The 16,536-nt window shown below is 39.9% G+C and carries 16 protein-coding genes; 10 read left to right on the top strand and 6 right to left on the bottom strand.

Translation table 11 applies throughout. From position 1 onward, the window contains the following. Complete coding sequence (gene macA, locus M1F25_RS07435; protein ID WP_094960663.1) at window positions 1-1,107, bottom strand: macrolide transporter subunit MacA; 1,107 nt, start codon at window positions 1,105-1,107, stop codon at window positions 1-3. Window positions 1,108-1,321: 214 nt separating this feature from the next. Next, window positions 1,322-2,986, bottom strand: a complete 1,665-nt coding sequence (locus M1F25_RS07430) for a DUF2813 domain-containing protein (protein ID WP_094960662.1) — start codon at window positions 2,984-2,986, stop codon at window positions 1,322-1,324. 402 nt (window positions 2,987-3,388) lie between these two features. Between M1F25_RS07430 and M1F25_RS07425 the strand changes: the two genes are divergently transcribed. From M1F25_RS07425 to artM, 6 genes are all read left to right on the top strand, one after another. After that, window positions 3,389-4,288: a lysine exporter LysO family protein gene (locus tag M1F25_RS07425; RefSeq protein WP_004256402.1), complete on the top strand. Its 900-nt coding sequence runs from the start codon at window positions 3,389-3,391 to the stop codon at window positions 4,286-4,288. 51 nt (window positions 4,289-4,339) lie between these two features. Beyond that, the gene (locus M1F25_RS07420; protein ID WP_004256403.1) at window positions 4,340-5,821 is read left to right on the top strand and encodes a DUF2867 domain-containing protein; all 1,482 of its coding nucleotides are present in this window, start codon (window positions 4,340-4,342) and stop codon (window positions 5,819-5,821) included. A gap of 98 nt (window positions 5,822-5,919) precedes the next feature. After that, on the top strand, window positions 5,920-6,648 hold the full coding sequence (artP, locus tag M1F25_RS07415) for an arginine ABC transporter ATP-binding protein ArtP (protein WP_004256404.1): 729 nt from the start codon (window positions 5,920-5,922) through the stop codon (window positions 6,646-6,648). A gap of 18 nt (window positions 6,649-6,666) precedes the next feature. Continuing rightward, window positions 6,667-7,410 carry an arginine ABC transporter substrate-binding protein gene (gene artJ, locus M1F25_RS07410; RefSeq protein WP_004256405.1) on the top strand — a complete coding sequence of 248 codons (744 nt, stop codon included), beginning with the start codon at window positions 6,667-6,669 and terminating at the stop codon, window positions 7,408-7,410. Window positions 7,411-7,422: 12 nt separating this feature from the next. Further along, a complete protein-coding gene (gene artQ, locus M1F25_RS07405) occupies window positions 7,423-8,163 on the top strand; it encodes an arginine ABC transporter permease ArtQ (protein WP_004256406.1) in 741 nt (246 codons plus the stop codon). Next, window positions 8,160-8,828: an arginine ABC transporter permease ArtM gene (artM, locus tag M1F25_RS07400; protein ID WP_110591389.1), complete on the top strand. Its 669-nt coding sequence runs from the start codon at window positions 8,160-8,162 to the stop codon at window positions 8,826-8,828. Before artQ ends, artM begins: the two co-directional genes overlap by 4 nt. 59 nt (window positions 8,829-8,887) lie before the next feature. On the opposite strand, the gene rlmC is transcribed toward artM, so the two are convergent. From rlmC to M1F25_RS07385, 3 genes are all read right to left on the bottom strand, one after another. Further along, complete coding sequence (rlmC, locus tag M1F25_RS07395; protein WP_181489540.1) at window positions 8,888-10,021, bottom strand: 23S rRNA (uracil(747)-C(5))-methyltransferase RlmC; 1,134 nt, start codon at window positions 10,019-10,021, stop codon at window positions 8,888-8,890. Window positions 10,022-10,030: 9 nt separating this feature from the next. Beyond that, window positions 10,031-10,546, bottom strand: coding sequence for a YbjN domain-containing protein (locus M1F25_RS07390; RefSeq protein ID WP_096864157.1), 516 nt, complete (start codon window positions 10,544-10,546; stop codon window positions 10,031-10,033). 139 nt (window positions 10,547-10,685) lie between these two features. After that, the gene (locus M1F25_RS07385) at window positions 10,686-11,012 is read right to left on the bottom strand and encodes a YbjC family protein (protein ID WP_004256421.1); all 327 of its coding nucleotides are present in this window, start codon (window positions 11,010-11,012) and stop codon (window positions 10,686-10,688) included. Window positions 11,013-11,172: 160 nt separating this feature from the next. Between M1F25_RS07385 and M1F25_RS07380 the strand changes: the two genes are divergently transcribed. After that, a complete protein-coding gene (locus tag M1F25_RS07380) occupies window positions 11,173-11,436 on the top strand; it encodes a GrxA family glutaredoxin (protein WP_004256424.1) in 264 nt (87 codons plus the stop codon). A gap of 247 nt (window positions 11,437-11,683) precedes the next feature. Here the strand turns inward: M1F25_RS07380 and M1F25_RS07375 are convergent, their stop codons facing one another. Further along, window positions 11,684-12,112, bottom strand: coding sequence for a secondary thiamine-phosphate synthase enzyme YjbQ (locus tag M1F25_RS07375; RefSeq protein WP_094960656.1), 429 nt, complete (start codon window positions 12,110-12,112; stop codon window positions 11,684-11,686). 197 nt (window positions 12,113-12,309) lie between these two features. Here M1F25_RS07375 and ybjG point away from each other — a divergent pair, with 197 nt between their 5' ends. The 3 genes from ybjG to M1F25_RS07360 all read left to right on the top strand — a co-directional run bounded on the left by ybjG (window position 12,310) and on the right by M1F25_RS07360 (window position 16,529). Then, complete coding sequence (gene ybjG / locus M1F25_RS07370; protein WP_004256430.1) at window positions 12,310-12,918, top strand: undecaprenyl-diphosphate phosphatase; 609 nt, start codon at window positions 12,310-12,312, stop codon at window positions 12,916-12,918. A gap of 851 nt (window positions 12,919-13,769) precedes the next feature. Beyond that, on the top strand, window positions 13,770-15,086 hold the full coding sequence (locus tag M1F25_RS07365; RefSeq protein ID WP_004256437.1) for a serine/threonine transporter: 1,317 nt from the start codon (window positions 13,770-13,772) through the stop codon (window positions 15,084-15,086). A 75-nt stretch (window positions 15,087-15,161) separates the two neighbouring features. After that, window positions 15,162-16,529 (top strand): L-serine ammonia-lyase, encoded by a 1,368-nt coding sequence (locus tag M1F25_RS07360; protein WP_096864155.1) that lies wholly within the window; start codon window positions 15,162-15,164, stop codon window positions 16,527-16,529. The last annotated feature ends 7 nt before the right edge of the window (window positions 16,530-16,536 follow it).

The following is a 16,536-nucleotide window of genomic DNA, read 5'->3' as shown; positions in this document are numbered from 1 at the left end:
TTAGTATTCCGTCTCGCTATGGCCAATGACCACTTTGTCACCTTCATTTAGGCCTTTGGTAATTTCCACATACACATCATTTCGACCACCAATTTCAACATGTTTTTTCTCGACTTTATTGCCTTGAAGGATATCCACTTCATAGGTTTGTGGTGAAATTTCATTGCCTAATGCAGATAGCGGTAGTAACAGAACATTTTTACGTGACTCTAATTCAATAGTGACCTGAGCGGTCATTTGTAATTTCAATAAATGTTGCGGATTGGGTACCTCAAAGCGCGCATAATAGAAAATGGCATCATTGATTTTTTCAGGTGTTGGTAAAATATCTTTTAGTTGCCCTGAGAATTTTTTATCTGGAGCGCCTAAGACGGTAAACGAGGCATCTTGCCCAGGCTCCAAATAAATCACATCGGCTTCAGAAACTTCCGCTTTTACTAGCATCGTGTCTAAATCCGCAAGTGTTAAAATCGTTGGTGCTTCCTGAGCAGCAATAACCGTCTGCCCTTGTAATGTTTTAATAAAGGTGACAATGCCATCCATTGGAGCCGTAATTTGAGTGTATTTCAAATTTGTTTTTGCCGAATCTAAAGTGGCTTGGTTACGCTTAATTTGCGCTTGATAAGTGGCAACTTGCGCTTTTTTCACTTCTACATCAGTTTTGGCTTTATCAAGCTCTTGTTGGGAAACGGCTTGCTGTTTCGCTAGGCTTAAATGACGTTGATAAGTCAGTTGAGCAAGGCGAAGTTCCGCTTGAACTAATGATAGATTCGCTTCAAGTTCACGAGTCATCGCTTCAGACTCAGTCACATCATTTTGGGCTTTTTTCGGGTCAATAACGGCTAATAAATCACCTTTTTTAACATAATCACCCTCTTTAACATACAGAGTTTGTAGTTGCCCACTCACTTGAGCCCCCACATCGACTTTACGTACAGCGTCAAGTTTTCCCGTTGCCAGCACTTGTTTATCTAAATCGCCTCGAGTGACATCTACGGTTTGAAAAACCTCTTCTTCCTCACGATTAAAAAGAAACCCAGCAGTGACTAGGGCAACAATAATGATTGCCAAATAAATCGGCCACTTTTTCTTAGGCTTTGCCTTCATGTTTATTCGCTTCCTATGAACAAAAAGAGGGCATTGCCCTCTAAGATCGCTGACAACTTGTAAAAGGAGGTGACTTTCCAATTTGTTGCCAGCTAAAAACTAATGATCAAATTATATATCACTTAAGTTATCAATTGATTCAACATGAGATAAACCTAAGAGTGGGATTTCTCAATAATCCATCAACAACCCGTAAAATTTATCGATATCACCATTAATTTGCTTTACCCCTTGCCAACCATGCCACACGAGAAAACATACTTTTCAACTGTAGAGGGATACTATCTGGACCTAACTCAGCCGCCCGATTAACAGTTGCTAACGCTAAATCTGGCTTCGATGTACGAGAGATCGCCTTAATAATCACTCGCCTTGTTGAAACTTTCGCATTATCTGGAATATCAGCAATTTCATGATAAAGTTTTCGAAACCCTTCACGATATAGGAAATGTTCCATATCTGGTGCGGGTAGCATCGTTAGCCTATCCCTATCTGAGGAATTAATTTTATTAGCATAATGCGTCGCTGTTGCCGCATATTTACGCCCTGCCTCATCACCATCAGTTAAAACATGCCATTCAATTCCCATTTTATTGGCAAACTTTAGCAGTGGTTTCAAACCACTTTGCGCAAATGCAATAACTTTTATTCCTTCTGTTTCAAAGTAATAGTTACACTGGCGCGAGAATTCATTCATCAGCCAAATTTCAGTTTCCCCTTCAACTAATAACCAACAGCGAGCGAACAAGGCTGACGGACGATTAAAGCGAATATGGAAAGAAATTTTACGTAATTCTTCAGCACTCAAATCATTTTCATTTAAACGATAAGCTGAAACCTTATTCGTATTACGAACCAAACGACATAAATCCTCCAAAGGCGCTAATGAAAGTAGCTCCCCTGAATTCGTCGTGGTGATCCTCTGTAGAGAAAATAAGCTAAATAAGCCCCATGCAATGGAGAGCATAATTGGGTGCAAACGCGTTTCAGGGTCTTCAACAATAATCAATGGCCGAGCGTATTTATCTAAATGAATATTGCCCTTTGATTGTAATAAAGAAGAAAACATCCCTAAAATGATTAACCGAATATTACGTTGATTTGGTTTGGCAATTAACCGGTTAATATTATCAAGCGCTTTCCAACCGCGTTTACGCGGTTCTATTTTAACCATTGAATTATCTGAACGAATAATATGGGAGCTTTGCCCAGAGAAGTAATGGCTAAGCAACTGTTGCATGGCATCAACCCCATCACAGAGATCTTCATCACTTAAGCGTTCAGGGTTGTTGACCAATGCGCTAGTGAGTTCCTTAATACGAGCATTAAATAAGTCACGTACCTCTTTTTGCCCTGAAACAATCGTTTCTGGATTAAGTGAGTGTAAAAAACGCGCATCACGAAGGCGAATAACAGGATACAACCGAATAATTTCTTTAATATATTTACCGACGTTGTCCAATGAAAGTTTATTACCACCTGCATTTAAAAAGCTTTTATCGACAACTATCGTGTCATCATCTTTAAGCTCTGCACTAACACGATAAAAAATATGTTTAAGGTCATCACCGTTATCTACCCAAACTGAGGCTAAGTTATGAAAACGATAGGATTGATGACGCCCTTTGCGGCGTTCACAAAATTTTAAGACTATCTGCAATGAACGGTAACGTGACTCATCATTCCCTGCGGGATAGTGAAAATCATGAAGACTGAACTGGTAATCTATATGTTCAGGAGAAAGAAGAAGGTCAAGAGCATCAAGTAAGCTCGACTTTCCCCATGAATTCTCGCCAACTAAAACTGTACTGTTATTCAGTTCTAATGAAAGGCGGTTAATCCCTCTAAATCCGTATATTTCCACACGTTCCAGGTACATATCACTCTCCTTGGAATATTTTTAGTTCACCCTAAATATTATTAGTTTTCATTACATATCGGGTGATTCCGTCAATTGGATATACTAAAGAACAATATTTAGAGCTTACCGATTAACCTTCTTTATTACTATAACTATGTATGTAAAATAAAAATTCTTCATAGCAAAATAGCAAACTATGTTGAGCATCTAATTGCAGTGTTATAAAATAGTAAAACTTTTATTTTTAGTGTTTTTGACCTATTTTTTATTAGTTAGCCAATAAAAACATTTTATAACAAAAAGAACTTTTAGCACGGGGCGTTAAATCGGATTTGTACTTCAATAACCTAAATAAATAAAATTGTATAACCCTTTGTTTATATTTAGCTAGTCGATGAGATAACCTCTAAGGATGCGGCCATGTATTCAGGACTCTTAATTATTCTTCTACCATTAACGCTTGGTTATCTTATTCCTATTAAAAACAAGCAAATTCTCCATCGAGTACACCAATCCTTGAATTCAATGGTGTATGTTATTTTATTTTTAATGGGAATTACTCTTGCACTTCTTGAAAATTTAAGTGTTCACTTATTTTCTATTTTAATTTATGCAGTTACCTTTTTTGGTTGCATATTTTCATTGAATGTAATCTCACTGTTATTGCTGGATAAATTTGATCCTTGGAAAATTCCGCAACATAAACAAGAAAAACCACCTTCACGAATCAAAATGGTGCTCGAATCCTTACAACTATGCGGAGTGTTACTACTCGGATTTGTCGTTGGCCTAACTCATTTTGATTTTCTGCACTATGCCGACAAAGGGAGCCAATTGGCGTTAATGCTACTGCTATTACTCGTCGGTATCCAGCTACGTAACAGCGGCATGAGCATCAAGCAAATTTTAATCAACCGCCGCGGTACAACCATTGCGTTTGTCATGGCGGTCAGTGCATTAGCGGGTGGTGCGTTAGCCGCGTTCTTACTAGACCTTCCCGTGAAAATGGGGTTAGCGCTGGCTTCTGGCTTTGGCTGGTACTCATTAACAGGGATTGTCCTCACCGATGCTTATGGCCCAGTCATGGGGAGCGCTGCTTTTTTCAATGATTTAGCAAGGGAACTTGCTGCAATCATGCTTATCCCAATTATTATTAACCGTTACCGCTCAACCGCTCTTGGCATTTGTGGTTCAACATCAATGGATTTTACACTGCCTGTTTTACAACGCAGTGGTGGGGTTTCAATTGTCCCTGCTGCTATTGTTCACGGCTTCGTACTGAGTCTTATTACGCCAATTCTCATGGCCTTCTTTACATAGGTAAAATTTCAGTCACAATAGCTGTTAATTTGCGTGAATCAGGAAATTAACATGACAGATAAACAACGTGTTTTAGTGTTGGGCGCTAGTGGCTATATTGGTCAGAATCTGATCCCTAAACTCATTGAGCAAGGATATGACGTAACAGCAGGTGCACGTCGTGTTGATTGGATGTTATCTCAAGGCTGGCAAGATACCCAATGCATTTATGTGGATCTTCACGACCCTGAAACACTAAAAGGTGTCATGGAAGGCATCGATATTGTTTATTTCCTCGTTCATAGCATGGCCGACCAAGCCAATTTAGTCGAGCGTGAGCGTGCAGCCGCTCGCAACGTGCAACAAGCCCTTGAAGGCTCAAGCGTTAAACATGTTATCTATCTCAGTGCATTACAACATGGGCACACCTATTCACCACACCTAATTGCTCGACGTTTAACCGGTGATATTCTACGTGAAAGCCAAATCCCTGTTACCGAAATCCGCTCATCAATTATCGTTGGGTCTGGTTCTGCCGCATTCGAAATTATGCGTGATATGGTCTACAACTTAGCGATTTTAACGCCACCACGTTGGGTTCGTTCTAAATCGTCACCTATCGCTCTATCGAATATTTTGTATTATTTAACGCAACTGGCAAAAATACCAACAACTGAGAATCGGATTTTTGATGCAGGTGGCCCTGAGTTTATTAGCTACCAAGAGCTATTTAAGCGCTTTATTAAAGTCAGTGGTAAGCGGCGTTTACTTATTCCTATTCCGATCCCCATTAGTATGATTTCCGTGCATTTCATCAGTTTGATCACCTCCGTACCACCGTCAATCGCTAAGGAGTTAATTCAAGGCTTGCAGCACGACCTCCCCGCGGATGATAAAGCGTTACGAGAACTGATCCCCCAAACCTTAATTTCTTTTGATGATGCCGTTAGAACGACTTTAGCAGAAGAAGCCGATGCCGTTGATAACGCAGATTGGGGTTATGACCCAGAAGTCAGAAAACGCTGGCGTCCCGGCTATGGCTATTACCCAAAACAAGCGGGAGCAACCCTTGGAACAACAGCCAGTTCAGAATCGCTTTGGTATACAGTGCAACAAATCGGCGGAAAAAACGGCTATTTCTATGCCAATGGCCTGTGGAAAACTCGCGCCATCATGGACGATATGATGTTAAATAAAGTGAAGTACGGCCGCCCCGATCGTGAACAGCTCCAACTCGGTGATGAAATTGACGGCTGGCGCGTGATTAATCTTGAGCCTAATAAACAACTTAGCTTGTTATTTGGTATGAAAGCGCCAGGACTTGGCCGCCTAACTTTTACTATTCATGATAGCGGAAACCGCCGTTCAATCGATGTTCGGGCATGGTGGCACCCAGCTGGCTTTTGCGGCCTACTCTATTGGTTTGCCATGATGCCCGCACATTTATTTATCTTTAAGGGGATGGCAAAACGCATCAGCGAACTGGCTTATGAGCGAGATAAACAACTCGCTAAAGAACAGCAAGCAGAGCAACTGACCGTTAAATCGGAATAATTTTAGCGTAAAAACCAAATTTTTATGCAGAAATTATTGCATAAATATGCTCATAGGATTAATATCGCGGGTAGTGAAATAAGATATTATTGGTACACATGAGCATTCAATTAAAAAACATCAACTGTTTCTATGGTTCCCATCAGGCACTCTTTGATATCAATCTAGAGTGTTCTGCTGGTGAGACTATGGTATTACTTGGGCCAAGCGGGGCTGGTAAAAGCTCATTGTTACGTGTCCTCAATTTATTAGAAATGCCACGTTCAGGCCACTTGAATATTGTGGGTCAGCAATTTGACTTTTCTTCAGCTCCAGATGCGAAAGCGATTCGTGAGCTGCGTCAAAATGTAGGGATGGTATTTCAACAATATAATCTGTGGCCTCATCTGAGCGTTATGGACAACTTAATTGAAGCACCTTGCCGCGTGTTAAAATTATCAAAGCAAGAAGCGCAAGCAAAAGCGTCTAAGTTATTAGAACGCTTACGGTTGTCGCAATTTGCTGATCGCTACCCCTTACATTTATCGGGTGGTCAGCAACAGCGTGTTGCGATTGCAAGAGCGCTAATGATGGAACCAAAAGTTTTATTATTTGATGAACCAACCGCGGCACTTGACCCAGAAATCACCGCTCAAGTTGTTGATATTATTCGTGAACTATCTGCAACTGGGATTACACAAGTCATCGTCACTCACGAAGTGGAAATTGCTCGCAAAACCGCTAGTCGTGTCGTGTATATGGAAAACGGCCATATAGTAGAACAAGGGGATGCAAGCCATTTCACTGCACCTCAAACAGAAGCATTTGCAAATTATCTGTCACATTAATAGATATAGGATTAAGCAATGAAAAAAATTATATTAGCTGCACTGCTGGGCGCTGTAACCCTATCTGCAACTGCTGCGGAAAAAGAAACCATCCGTTTTGCAACAGAAGCGACTTACGCACCTTTTGAAATGTTCGATAAGAATAACCAAATCGTTGGCTTTGACGTTGATTTAGCCAATGCAATGTGTGAAAAAATGAATGCAACTTGTACATTTACTCACCAATCTTTCGACAGCTTAATTCCTAGCTTAAAATTCCGTCGCTTTGAAGCATTAATGGCAGGTATCGATATTACCCCTGAGCGCCAACAGCAAGTAGATTTCACTGAGACTTACTACCCTAACTCAGCAGAATTTATTGCTGTAAAAGAAAAAATCAGTTCAGTAGACCAATTAAAAGATAAAAAAATTGGTGTTCAAAACGGAACCACTCACCAAAAATACATCATGGAACAACATAAAGGGATGACAACCGTTCCTTATGATAACTACCAATCTGCTATTTTAGACCTACAAAATGGCCGTATCGATGCCGTCTTCGGTGATACCGCTGTTGCTGACGAGTGGTTAAAAGCTAAAGGTAACGAAAACTTAGCTGCTGTTGGTGAAAAAGTGACTGACCCACAATATTTCGGTATTGGTTTAGGTATTGCGGTTCGTAAAGGGAATAAAGAGCTGTTGGATAAAATGAATAAAGCCTTAGCCGAAGTTAAAGCAGACGGCACTTATGATGCTATCCACAAAAAATGGTTTCAACAGTAATTGATATAATTAATGAGCAACTTTCTATTTTTAACAAGTGCCGCCGGTATCACCGTCGGCCTTGCTGTTTCTGCACTGGTTTTGGGGCTGATCCTCGCCATGTTATTTACTGCGTGGGAGTCCGTTCGTTTTAAACCTATTGCCTTTTTAGGGACCTGCTGGGTTACCTTGATCCGCGGTCTACCTGAATTATTGGTCGTGTTGTTTGTTTATTTCGGTACATTACAACTGATCAATTTGTTTGGTGATGGGTTCGATATAAACCTTGGTTTCTGGCAAACCACTATTCAAATCGACCCCAGCATTTTTTTTGCTAATAGTGGCGAATTTGACTATACCCCATTTGTTTGTGGTGTTATTGCCCTTGCCTTGTTGTACGCCTCTTATGCATCACAAACATTAAGAGGAGCTTTAAAAGCAGTACCTTATGGCCAGTGGGAAGCAGGTTTTGCATTAGGTTTAAACAAACGCACTATTTTCTTTCGGTTCATTATGCCGCAAATGTGGCGCCATGCGCTTCCAGGCTTAGGCAACCAATGGCTTGTATTATTAAAAGATACCGCGTTAGTTTCACTCATCAGTGTTAATGATTTGATGCTACAAACAAAAACAATCGTCAATAGAACTCACGAACCATTCACATGGTACGCCATTGTGGGTTTGATTTACCTTGCCATTACGTTAGTCAGTCAAGTTATCTTAAAACGTATTGAATTGCGTACTACTCGCTTTGAGCGAGGTGAATCAAAATGATGGATTTAATTTTAGATATTCTTCCAGGGCTACCAACCAGCTTATCACTAACGTTTAGCGCACTCATTGTGGCTTTTATCTTAGCGATATTATTTACTTTAGTTCTCTCGCTGAAAACCCCTGTGGTTTCTCAAGCCGTTAAAGTCTATATCACGCTTTTCACTGGTACGCCGTTATTGGTACAATTTTTCTTAATTTATAACGGCCCAAGCCAATTTAAATCATTGCAAGATTATCCCATGTTGTGGGAGATTATTTCCACACCTTGGGTCTGTGCAATGGTTGCATTGGCCTTAAACAGTGCGGCTTATTCCACTTTGTTATTCCACGGTGCAGTTAAAGCCATCCCATCAGGCCAATGGCAGTCTTGCCAAGCCCTTGGTATGAGTAAAATGCAAACCATGCGTATTATTTTGCCTTATGCCTTTAAGCGTTCGTTATCGTCCTATTCCAATGAAGTCGTCCTGATTTTCAAGAGTACGTCACTTGCCAGTACGATTACAATGTTAGATGTCATGGGCTATAGCCAACTGATCTTTGGTCAAAGCTGGAATGTGATGGCGTTTGTTGCTGCGGGAATTATTTATTTAGTGGTCAATGCAATTTTGACCGTTCTAATGCGTTTAATTGAACGCAAAGCGTTGGAATTTGAGCATAGAGGCTAGTTTTATCTCACTTTAATAGAAAGCTTGGTATTAAAACCAAGCTTTTTTTATATTATCTATTAATGAGTTAACCGTTTTAATAAAGTCAATACCTCATAATGCGCCGTATGAGGAAATAAATCAAACAATCGTACCTTACAGACTTGATAGCCAGCCAACAGTTGTAAATCTTGCGCCATGGTTTGTGCATTACAGCTAGAATACAAAATATATTCAGGCTGCACATGGGAAAGGAAATCGCATAACTCTTTACCAATTCCTCGGCGTGGCGGATTGACTAAAATAAGCTGAGGGATATCCTGATTCGCCGTGGCAAAACGCGTTGAATCAAGGGCTTTAAACTCAACATGCTTTAATCCAAGTTCATCCGCTGATTGCTGTGCGCTGGCAATCGCTGGCGCACTGATTTCTATCCCTGTTAAGTGAGTGTCTTTTTCAGCACAGTGCAGCCCAAAGCCGCCCACGCCACAAAACAGATCCCACAAGCTATCGATATCTAACGCTTTAACCCATTCCCTCGCGGTTTGGTATAATTTTGCAGCCACTATAGGATTCGTTTGGAAAAAACTTTGCGGGCGGATAAACAGAGGAACTTGATTAAATTCTTCACGTAAAACGTGCTGCTCAGTTAGAAATACTTCCTGTTCCCCTTCCAATATTGCCATATGTATAGGTTGAATATTGGCGGTGATCACCTCAAGCTGTGGCAACTGTACTTGTAGCCATGGAAGTGCGTTTCTTAACTGCTCAATTTTTTTCTCTGAGCGCAAAACAAACCGCAGCATGAATTTCCCAGAGTAATGACTTTGGGTTAATAATAGGTATTTTAATTCACCGCGTTTGCGCTCAATGTTATAAGGCGTCAGCCCTGCCCTTGCAATAAAAGGAATAATGGCACTAAACACATCAGAAAAGGCATCTGGATACAACGGGCAGTCCGTTAAATCTACACCTTGCCCATCTCGCCCAACAATACCTAAAATTGGCTTCTCAACACTACCACTAACGACCATTTTAGCTTTATTGCGAAAAGCCGTTTGCGGCCCTGTAACTGGAGGCTTAAATAGGGAGGTATCAATAGCAGGTAAAAGAGCCTGTAGTTGGCTCTGCTTTTCAATAATTTGCTGTTCAGGAGTTAGTGTCAGCCATTGGCATGAATGGCATTGCCCAGTGGCATATTTTTCACAATGCATAGCAAAAACTTAGTGGAGAATAACTGAAGGTTTGTCATCAAGAGAAAGCTCAGAGCCTTCTTCAGAGCTGTCATCATCTTCACTAAAGTCATCTTGATTTGCATACAACAAATTATTGCTAAAGATTTCAAAGACAATAGCTGAAATTTGCTCTTCCGCTTGCTGTAAAAAATGGCAGAATTGACGATACGTCATTCCTGCTTCTAATGAAAATGATTGGCTAACAATCAATTTAGGCAAGTTTTCATTGTTTATTTCAAGGAAAACTTTTGCCGTTAATGAGCTGGCATTAATTTGGCTGATATTCGCCACTAACGTCACAATCGCTGTCGGTTTGAGTTCAGCTAATGCAGACAACACCAAAACATTATTTAAAATATCGAGCTTTGCATCAAAAATACCGTCTATATTTTGCATATGAGGTAAATGTAATGCAGAGCAGGAATCACACTCGAAATAAGAGGTTTTGAGTTGGTCTAACCATTCACGTAACTTAGTGATGTCAGGGTAACAAATAGAATCCATGGATAGTAACCTTCTTCAACTCAAAATAGTCGTGCAATATCGATTTGTTAGGGTTCTGGCACATTTCCCCCCTAACTAAAAAACGAATAATTCTCACACATTGTAGAGTGAAACACCAGTAAAACCACGCTCAATCTACTTATTCATCTGGTTTATTATCTGTAGAGTCTGGCTTTTTAGATACATTCTTTTCTGGTTGTTTATTATCAATGCCCAAAAAACTCAGGCCATGAATTGCTCGCCAGACAATATTGACCATTGCGGGGACCAAACAGCCAATGCCGACCATAATCATGCTCACGATCGCCCCTGGCTGCATTAAAGGCTCCGGCAATGTGATATAGTCATTTGTTGCTAACAAAACAATAATAAGCAGAATGATACCCACACCTTCTAACACGATAATGGGCTTTGGCATGTCCGCTAGTGAACGCATTGTCCCTTTAGACTGAGGTTTATTGCTCATTCTTTTTCTCCTCTCATTATTGTGTCACTTTCTCAAACTGAGAATTATATGTCATACCTATAGGTATAACAGGAAAATTCGACTTTTATTTCATAACTTATGTAGGCATAGTATTGAGCATTGCAATTAGAATCTGAGCTCAAGATAAAAAGGAGATACTATGTATACTGTTATTTTTGGTCGTCCTGGCTGCCCATACTGTGTTCGTGCAAAAGAACTCGCTGAAAAACTGAAAAATGAACGTGAAGATTTTGACTACCGCTACGTTGATATTCAAGCTGAAGGTATTTCTAAAGAAGATTTATCTAAAACTGTTGGCAAACCTGTTGAAACCGTTCCACAAATTTTTATTGATGAGCAACATATTGGTGGATGCACAGATTTCGAAGCTTACGCAAAAGAAAATTTGAATCTATACAAATAATTAGCCCCTTCTGTTTTTCATCTCAACAAGCAAAGTTGTTCACTTATTTATAGGTGTTAACACTTTGCTTGTTCTTTTTGTGCTATTTAAGCCAAATTTAATAAAAATATTGTACTTTTTTTCATCTAGGTGAGAACTTTCTTTTTTAGACGGGGTCTTAATTAGTGCCACTGCTTTTCTTTGATGTCCCCATATTGAGGAGCCCGATAGCCAACTATTTGTTTTCATGCTATCGGGTTTTTTGTTTCTAACGGCTGGGTTCGCCTTGCAATGTAATGATTAATCTACGTTTTCCACCATAATTTCGGTGCTCACATAAATAAATCCCCTGCCACGTCCCCATGTTTAAACACCCTTTAGTAATTGGAATAGTCAAACTTGCACCCAATAAACTGCTTTTTAAGTGCGCAGGCATGTCATCACTTCCTTCATAATCATGCTTATAATAAGGTTCATTTTCAGGAACGGCCTGATTGAAAAAGCTCTCGAAATCTTCCCTGACAGTGTAATCTGCATTTTCATTGATTGTTAAAGATGCTGATGTATGTTGAATAAAAATATTCGCTAAACCAACCTTGATTAAGCTAAGTTCAGGAAGTTGCTTGAGAATTTCTTCTGTCACTAAATGAAACCCTCTCGCTTTTGCGCTAAGTTGTATCTCTTTTTGCCACCACATCACTTTTTCTCCCTTGACTTATCTAAACTCATTACTGCACTAAATAATTATTGGGTAAATGTTAAACCGCAAGTAAATTTGTCGCATATAGCTTTCAATAATAAGACAAAGGGACTTTACCTGCTCATTAAGAAACTTTAATCTCCCCCTTTTATATCTATTCTGTCTCACTAACCATCTGACCGAGGTACTGAACTGTGCTGGAACAACTTAACCTTGATCTATTCAATTTGATCAATGCGACTCCAGAAACCGCTAGTGGAACCATTGCTGTAGCGAACGTGATTGCGAAACGCTTAATTCTATTATTTCCACTATTTACTGTTGCTTGTTGGTTTTGGGGCGCCCAGCCAAATATGACTCGCCAACGTGCCTTTGCTTGTAAAGCAGCCATTGCTATCGTCATTGGCTTAACCATTTCATGGCTAGTGGGCTATTTCGCGCCGCATGACCGCCCATTTGTCATGGGAATTGGCACTAATTTCTCCGAGCATGAAGCCACGCCTTCATTCCCAAGTAACCATGGCACGATTGTCTTTACATTCGCTTTTGCATTTCTTTTCTGGCTAAGAACTTGGGTTGGCCTCGTGATGATGATCCCCGCTGTCGTTATTGCTTGGTCACGTATTTACCTCGGTGTTCATTGGCCTTTAGATATGGCAGGTGCCTTTATACTGGCGATTGTCGCATGCGGTTTGGCCCAGATCCTCTGGTCTGTTGGTGCGTATAAAATTCAATTACCTATCACTCGGCTATATAGTTTTATTTTTGCCTCTCTTATTCGTAAAGGTTGGTTTCAACCATAACAACGTATATTCAAATACTGGCATTAATTAATGCCAGTATGTTTAGCATTATAAAAATTGCGCTAAATCAAAGTTTCTGTTTATTTCCATTCTCATGATTAAAACTTTTTTGAAGTTATCAATAAAATTATTAAAACAATTACTTAACAAATATCTTGTTACCTATTTTAATTATTTTTTTCGTTGCAAAAAAAGTGGCAAATATAAGCACAAAAAAAACGTAAAATAATTAATATATAGTTATCTTTCCTCCAATTTTTAAACTAATTAGTTACGCAATAAATCAATCTAAAAAATAAAAATATTTTATTTATTTTCAATAACTTACACCACAACCCTAACAATTAACTTGTACTATTGTTACAGTACAGTTCAATATTTATATTGATATGGATGATATTTTAATCAGCTCAATTTTAATCATTAATATAATAATATTTTTCTAACAGAATTTAATTCTGCTCACATTTAAGTAAAGCTTAACTTATTCACCCACTATTTAATTGCTAATAAAAACAAACTTAACACAAATTTATTTAACATTTTTATAAAATATAATTATATCTCGCAATCTTGGGGGATATTTCTCTTTTGAGATAATAATCACGGCATTTTATTCTGGTAAACTATAAATTCACACACTCAAAATCCAATGTTAAAATTTAATGATAAAAATACAAAACTGATTGAAAATCAATTTACCGTCAATTTTAGTTTTATTTCCAATCAGATTGTTACGCAAAAGAAAACAATTGTTATTGAGTAATTGTTCGTACCAAAAGATTAAAAGGTCGTAACGCATTTGCAGTTACGCTAAATGATTTTTTTGACTTATATTTTCGGAGACTATTATGGATGCAACAAAAGTTGGTTCCATCGACAAAACGGCCTCGCAAACAGTAAATAGTAGTGCTTGGCGCAAAACTGACACAGTATGGATGCTGGGTTTATATGGTACAGCTATCGGTGCTGGGGTATTGTTTTTGCCAATCAATGCAGGTATGAGTGGTTTATTACCTGTTTTACTGATGCTGGTATTAGCCTTCCCAATGACATTTTTTGCTCACCGTGGGTTAACACGCTTCGTTCTTTCTGGTTCAAAACCTGACGGTGATATCACTGAAGTTGTAGAAGAACATTTTGGTCGCACAGCAGGAAACTGGATCACCCTACTCTACTTCTTTGCTATTTACCCTATTCTTCTTGTTTATGGTGTTTCCATCACCAATAACGTCAATAAATTCTTAACCGAATTATTGGGCGTTGGCGCACCACCACGCTGGTTACTTGCCTTGATCCTTGTAGGCGGAGTGATGGCGATTGTGGCATTCGGTGAAAAATACATCGTAAAAGTCATGAGTATGTTAGTGTTTCCATTTATCGCCGTGCTGGTTGCATTCTCACTGTATATGATCCCACATTGGTCTGGTGATGTACTAAATACATTAACTTGGGAAGGTATCACTGAAGCAACAAAAAATACCGGCGGACAAAGCATCTGGGTCACTATTTGGCTAACAATCCCAGTGATGGTATTCGCATTTAACCACTCGCCAATTATCTCCGCTTTCTCCGTTGCAAAACGTGAAGAATACGGTGATGCAGCTGAACAAAAATGCTCACGGATCCTTGCTTCTGCACACATTCTGATGGTGCTGACAGTTATGTTCTTCGTGATAAGCTGTGTCTTTACCTTATCTTCAGCGGATCTTGCACAAGCTAAAGCACAAAATATCAGTATTCTTGACTACCTGTCTGGCTATTTTGACCAGCCATTCATTAAATATGCAGCTGCAATCATTGCCTTTATTGCAATTATTAAATCCTTCCTTGGTCACTATTTAGGTGCTCGTGAAGGTTTCAATGGTCTAGTTGAGCGTGCTTACCGTGCAAAAGGTAAAACAATTGATGTTCGCAAGTTAAACCGCGGTACTGCAATCTTCATGTTAGTCACAACTTGGTTAGTGGCAACATTGAACCCAGGTGTGCTAGATATTATTGAAAGCCTCGGTGGCCCAGTTATCGCTATCTTACTGTTCTTAATGCCAATGTATGCAATTAGCAAGGTACCAGCAATGCGTAAATACTCAGGTAAAATTAGCAATGTATTTATCGTAATTATGGGTCTGGTCGCTATCTCTGCGGCAACATATAAGTTATTCTTCTAATTGAAGCCACTAGGTAGCGACCAACAACGGAAGCTACCTAATTTCAATGACTTTCTACAAAAGGAAGCACTGAATATGATTAGTGTATTTGATATCTTCAAAATTGGCATCGGCCCTTCTAGTTCCCATACCGTCGGCCCAATGAAAGCGGGCAAACAGTTTGTTGACGACCTTATCCAGCAAAAATTACTCTCTCGCACAACACGAATTGCAGTTGATGTATATGGTTCGCTCTCTTTAACGGGTAAAGGCCATGCAACGGATATGGCGATTATTATGGGTCTTGCGGGTAACTTACCGGATACCATTGATATTGACGCTATTCCTGCTTTTATGCGTAATGTTGAGCAAACTGAAAGGCTCTCCCTTGCACAAGGGCAACATGAAGTTGATTTCCCTACTGAAGGGGGAATGAATTTTCATACAACCAATCTCCCCCTCCATGAAAATGGAATGAGTATTACGGCATTCAGTGGTGATGATGCTATTTACAGCAAAAATTACTATTCTATCGGCGGTGGTTTTATTGTCGATGAAGAACATTTTGGCCAGTCAGACGAAAATGCAGTTCAAGTCCCTTACCCATTTAAATATGCAGCCGACCTGCAAAAACATTGTAAAGACACAGGGTTATCACTTTCCGCACTCGTGATGCAGAATGAATTAGCGTTACGCAGTAAAGAAGAAATTCAGCAATATCTCTCGTCCGTATGGGATGTCATGAAATCCGGCATTGAACGGGGAGTGACAACCGAAGGTTTACTACCCGGACCATTACGTGTACCGCGCCGAGCAGCCGCATTACGCCGTCAACTCGTGACAACGGATAACACCAATATGGACCCAATGGCCGTCATTGATTGGATCAATATGTATGCGCTTGCCGTTAACGAAGAAAATGCAGCGGGTGGTCGTGTTGTAACGGCACCAACGAATGGAGCCTGTGGCATTATTCCTGCGGTATTAGCTTACTATGACAAATTCATTCGCCCTGTGAATGAAAATTCCTATACCCGTTATTTTCTAGTTTCCGGTGTCATTGGTGCATTATATAAAATGAATGCGTCAATTTCCGGTGCCGAAGTGGGCTGCCAAGGAGAAGTGGGTGTTGCTTGTTCGATGGCCGCTGCGGGGCTCGCCGAATTAATGGGCGGTAGCCCTGAGCAAGTGTGTATCGCAGCAGAAATTGCCATGGAGCATAACTTAGGTCTCACCTGCGACCCTGTTGGAGGGCAAGTTCAAGTACCTTGTATTGAACGTAACGCCATTGCTTCCGTTAAAGCCGTAAATGCCGCACGCATGGCATTACGCCGTGTCAGTGACCCACGTGTTTGCCTCGATAAAGTCATTGAAACCATGTATGAAACTGGTAAAGATATTAACGCTAAGTATCGTGAAACATCCCAAGGGGGATTAGCGATTAAATTGGCTCACTGCGAATAGCATTTGT

Source organism: Providencia sp. PROV109, assembly GCF_033681625.1.
Classification (GTDB): domain Bacteria; phylum Pseudomonadota; class Gammaproteobacteria; order Enterobacterales; family Enterobacteriaceae; genus Providencia; species Providencia hangzhouensis.
The sequence above is the reverse complement of the archived record's forward strand: the minus strand, read 5'-3'. Positions and strand labels throughout refer to the sequence as shown.

What these genes read in the sequence shown, in the direction of transcription:
- artP (WP_004256404.1), top strand. Translation starts at nt 5,920, where the DNA reads ATGAGCATTCAATTAAAAAACATCAACTGTTTCTATGGTTCCCATCAG.
- M1F25_RS07420 (WP_004256403.1), top strand. Translation starts at nt 4,340, where the DNA reads ATGACAGATAAACAACGTGTTTTAGTGTTGGGCGCTAGTGGCTATATT.
- M1F25_RS07425 (WP_004256402.1), top strand. Translation starts at nt 3,389, where the DNA reads ATGTATTCAGGACTCTTAATTATTCTTCTACCATTAACGCTTGGTTAT.
- M1F25_RS07385 (WP_004256421.1), bottom strand. Translation starts at nt 11,012, where the DNA reads ATGAGCAATAAACCTCAGTCTAAAGGGACAATGCGTTCACTAGCGGAC.
- artQ (WP_004256406.1), top strand. Translation starts at nt 7,423, where the DNA reads ATGAGCAACTTTCTATTTTTAACAAGTGCCGCCGGTATCACCGTCGGC.
- artJ (WP_004256405.1), top strand. Translation starts at nt 6,667, where the DNA reads ATGAAAAAAATTATATTAGCTGCACTGCTGGGCGCTGTAACCCTATCT.
- M1F25_RS07430 (WP_094960662.1), bottom strand. Translation starts at nt 2,986, where the DNA reads ATGTACCTGGAACGTGTGGAAATATACGGATTTAGAGGGATTAACCGC.
- M1F25_RS07360 (WP_096864155.1), top strand. Translation starts at nt 15,162, where the DNA reads ATGATTAGTGTATTTGATATCTTCAAAATTGGCATCGGCCCTTCTAGT.
- rlmC (WP_181489540.1), bottom strand. Translation starts at nt 10,021, where the DNA reads ATGCATTGTGAAAAATATGCCACTGGGCAATGCCATTCATGCCAATGG.
- M1F25_RS07375 (WP_094960656.1), bottom strand. Translation starts at nt 12,112, where the DNA reads ATGTGGTGGCAAAAAGAGATACAACTTAGCGCAAAAGCGAGAGGGTTT.
- artM (WP_110591389.1), top strand. Translation starts at nt 8,160, where the DNA reads ATGATGGATTTAATTTTAGATATTCTTCCAGGGCTACCAACCAGCTTA.
- macA (WP_094960663.1), bottom strand. Translation starts at nt 1,107, where the DNA reads ATGAAGGCAAAGCCTAAGAAAAAGTGGCCGATTTATTTGGCAATCATT.
- M1F25_RS07365 (WP_004256437.1), top strand. Translation starts at nt 13,770, where the DNA reads ATGGATGCAACAAAAGTTGGTTCCATCGACAAAACGGCCTCGCAAACA.
- M1F25_RS07380 (WP_004256424.1), top strand. Translation starts at nt 11,173, where the DNA reads ATGTATACTGTTATTTTTGGTCGTCCTGGCTGCCCATACTGTGTTCGT.
- M1F25_RS07390 (WP_096864157.1), bottom strand. Translation starts at nt 10,546, where the DNA reads ATGGATTCTATTTGTTACCCTGACATCACTAAGTTACGTGAATGGTTA.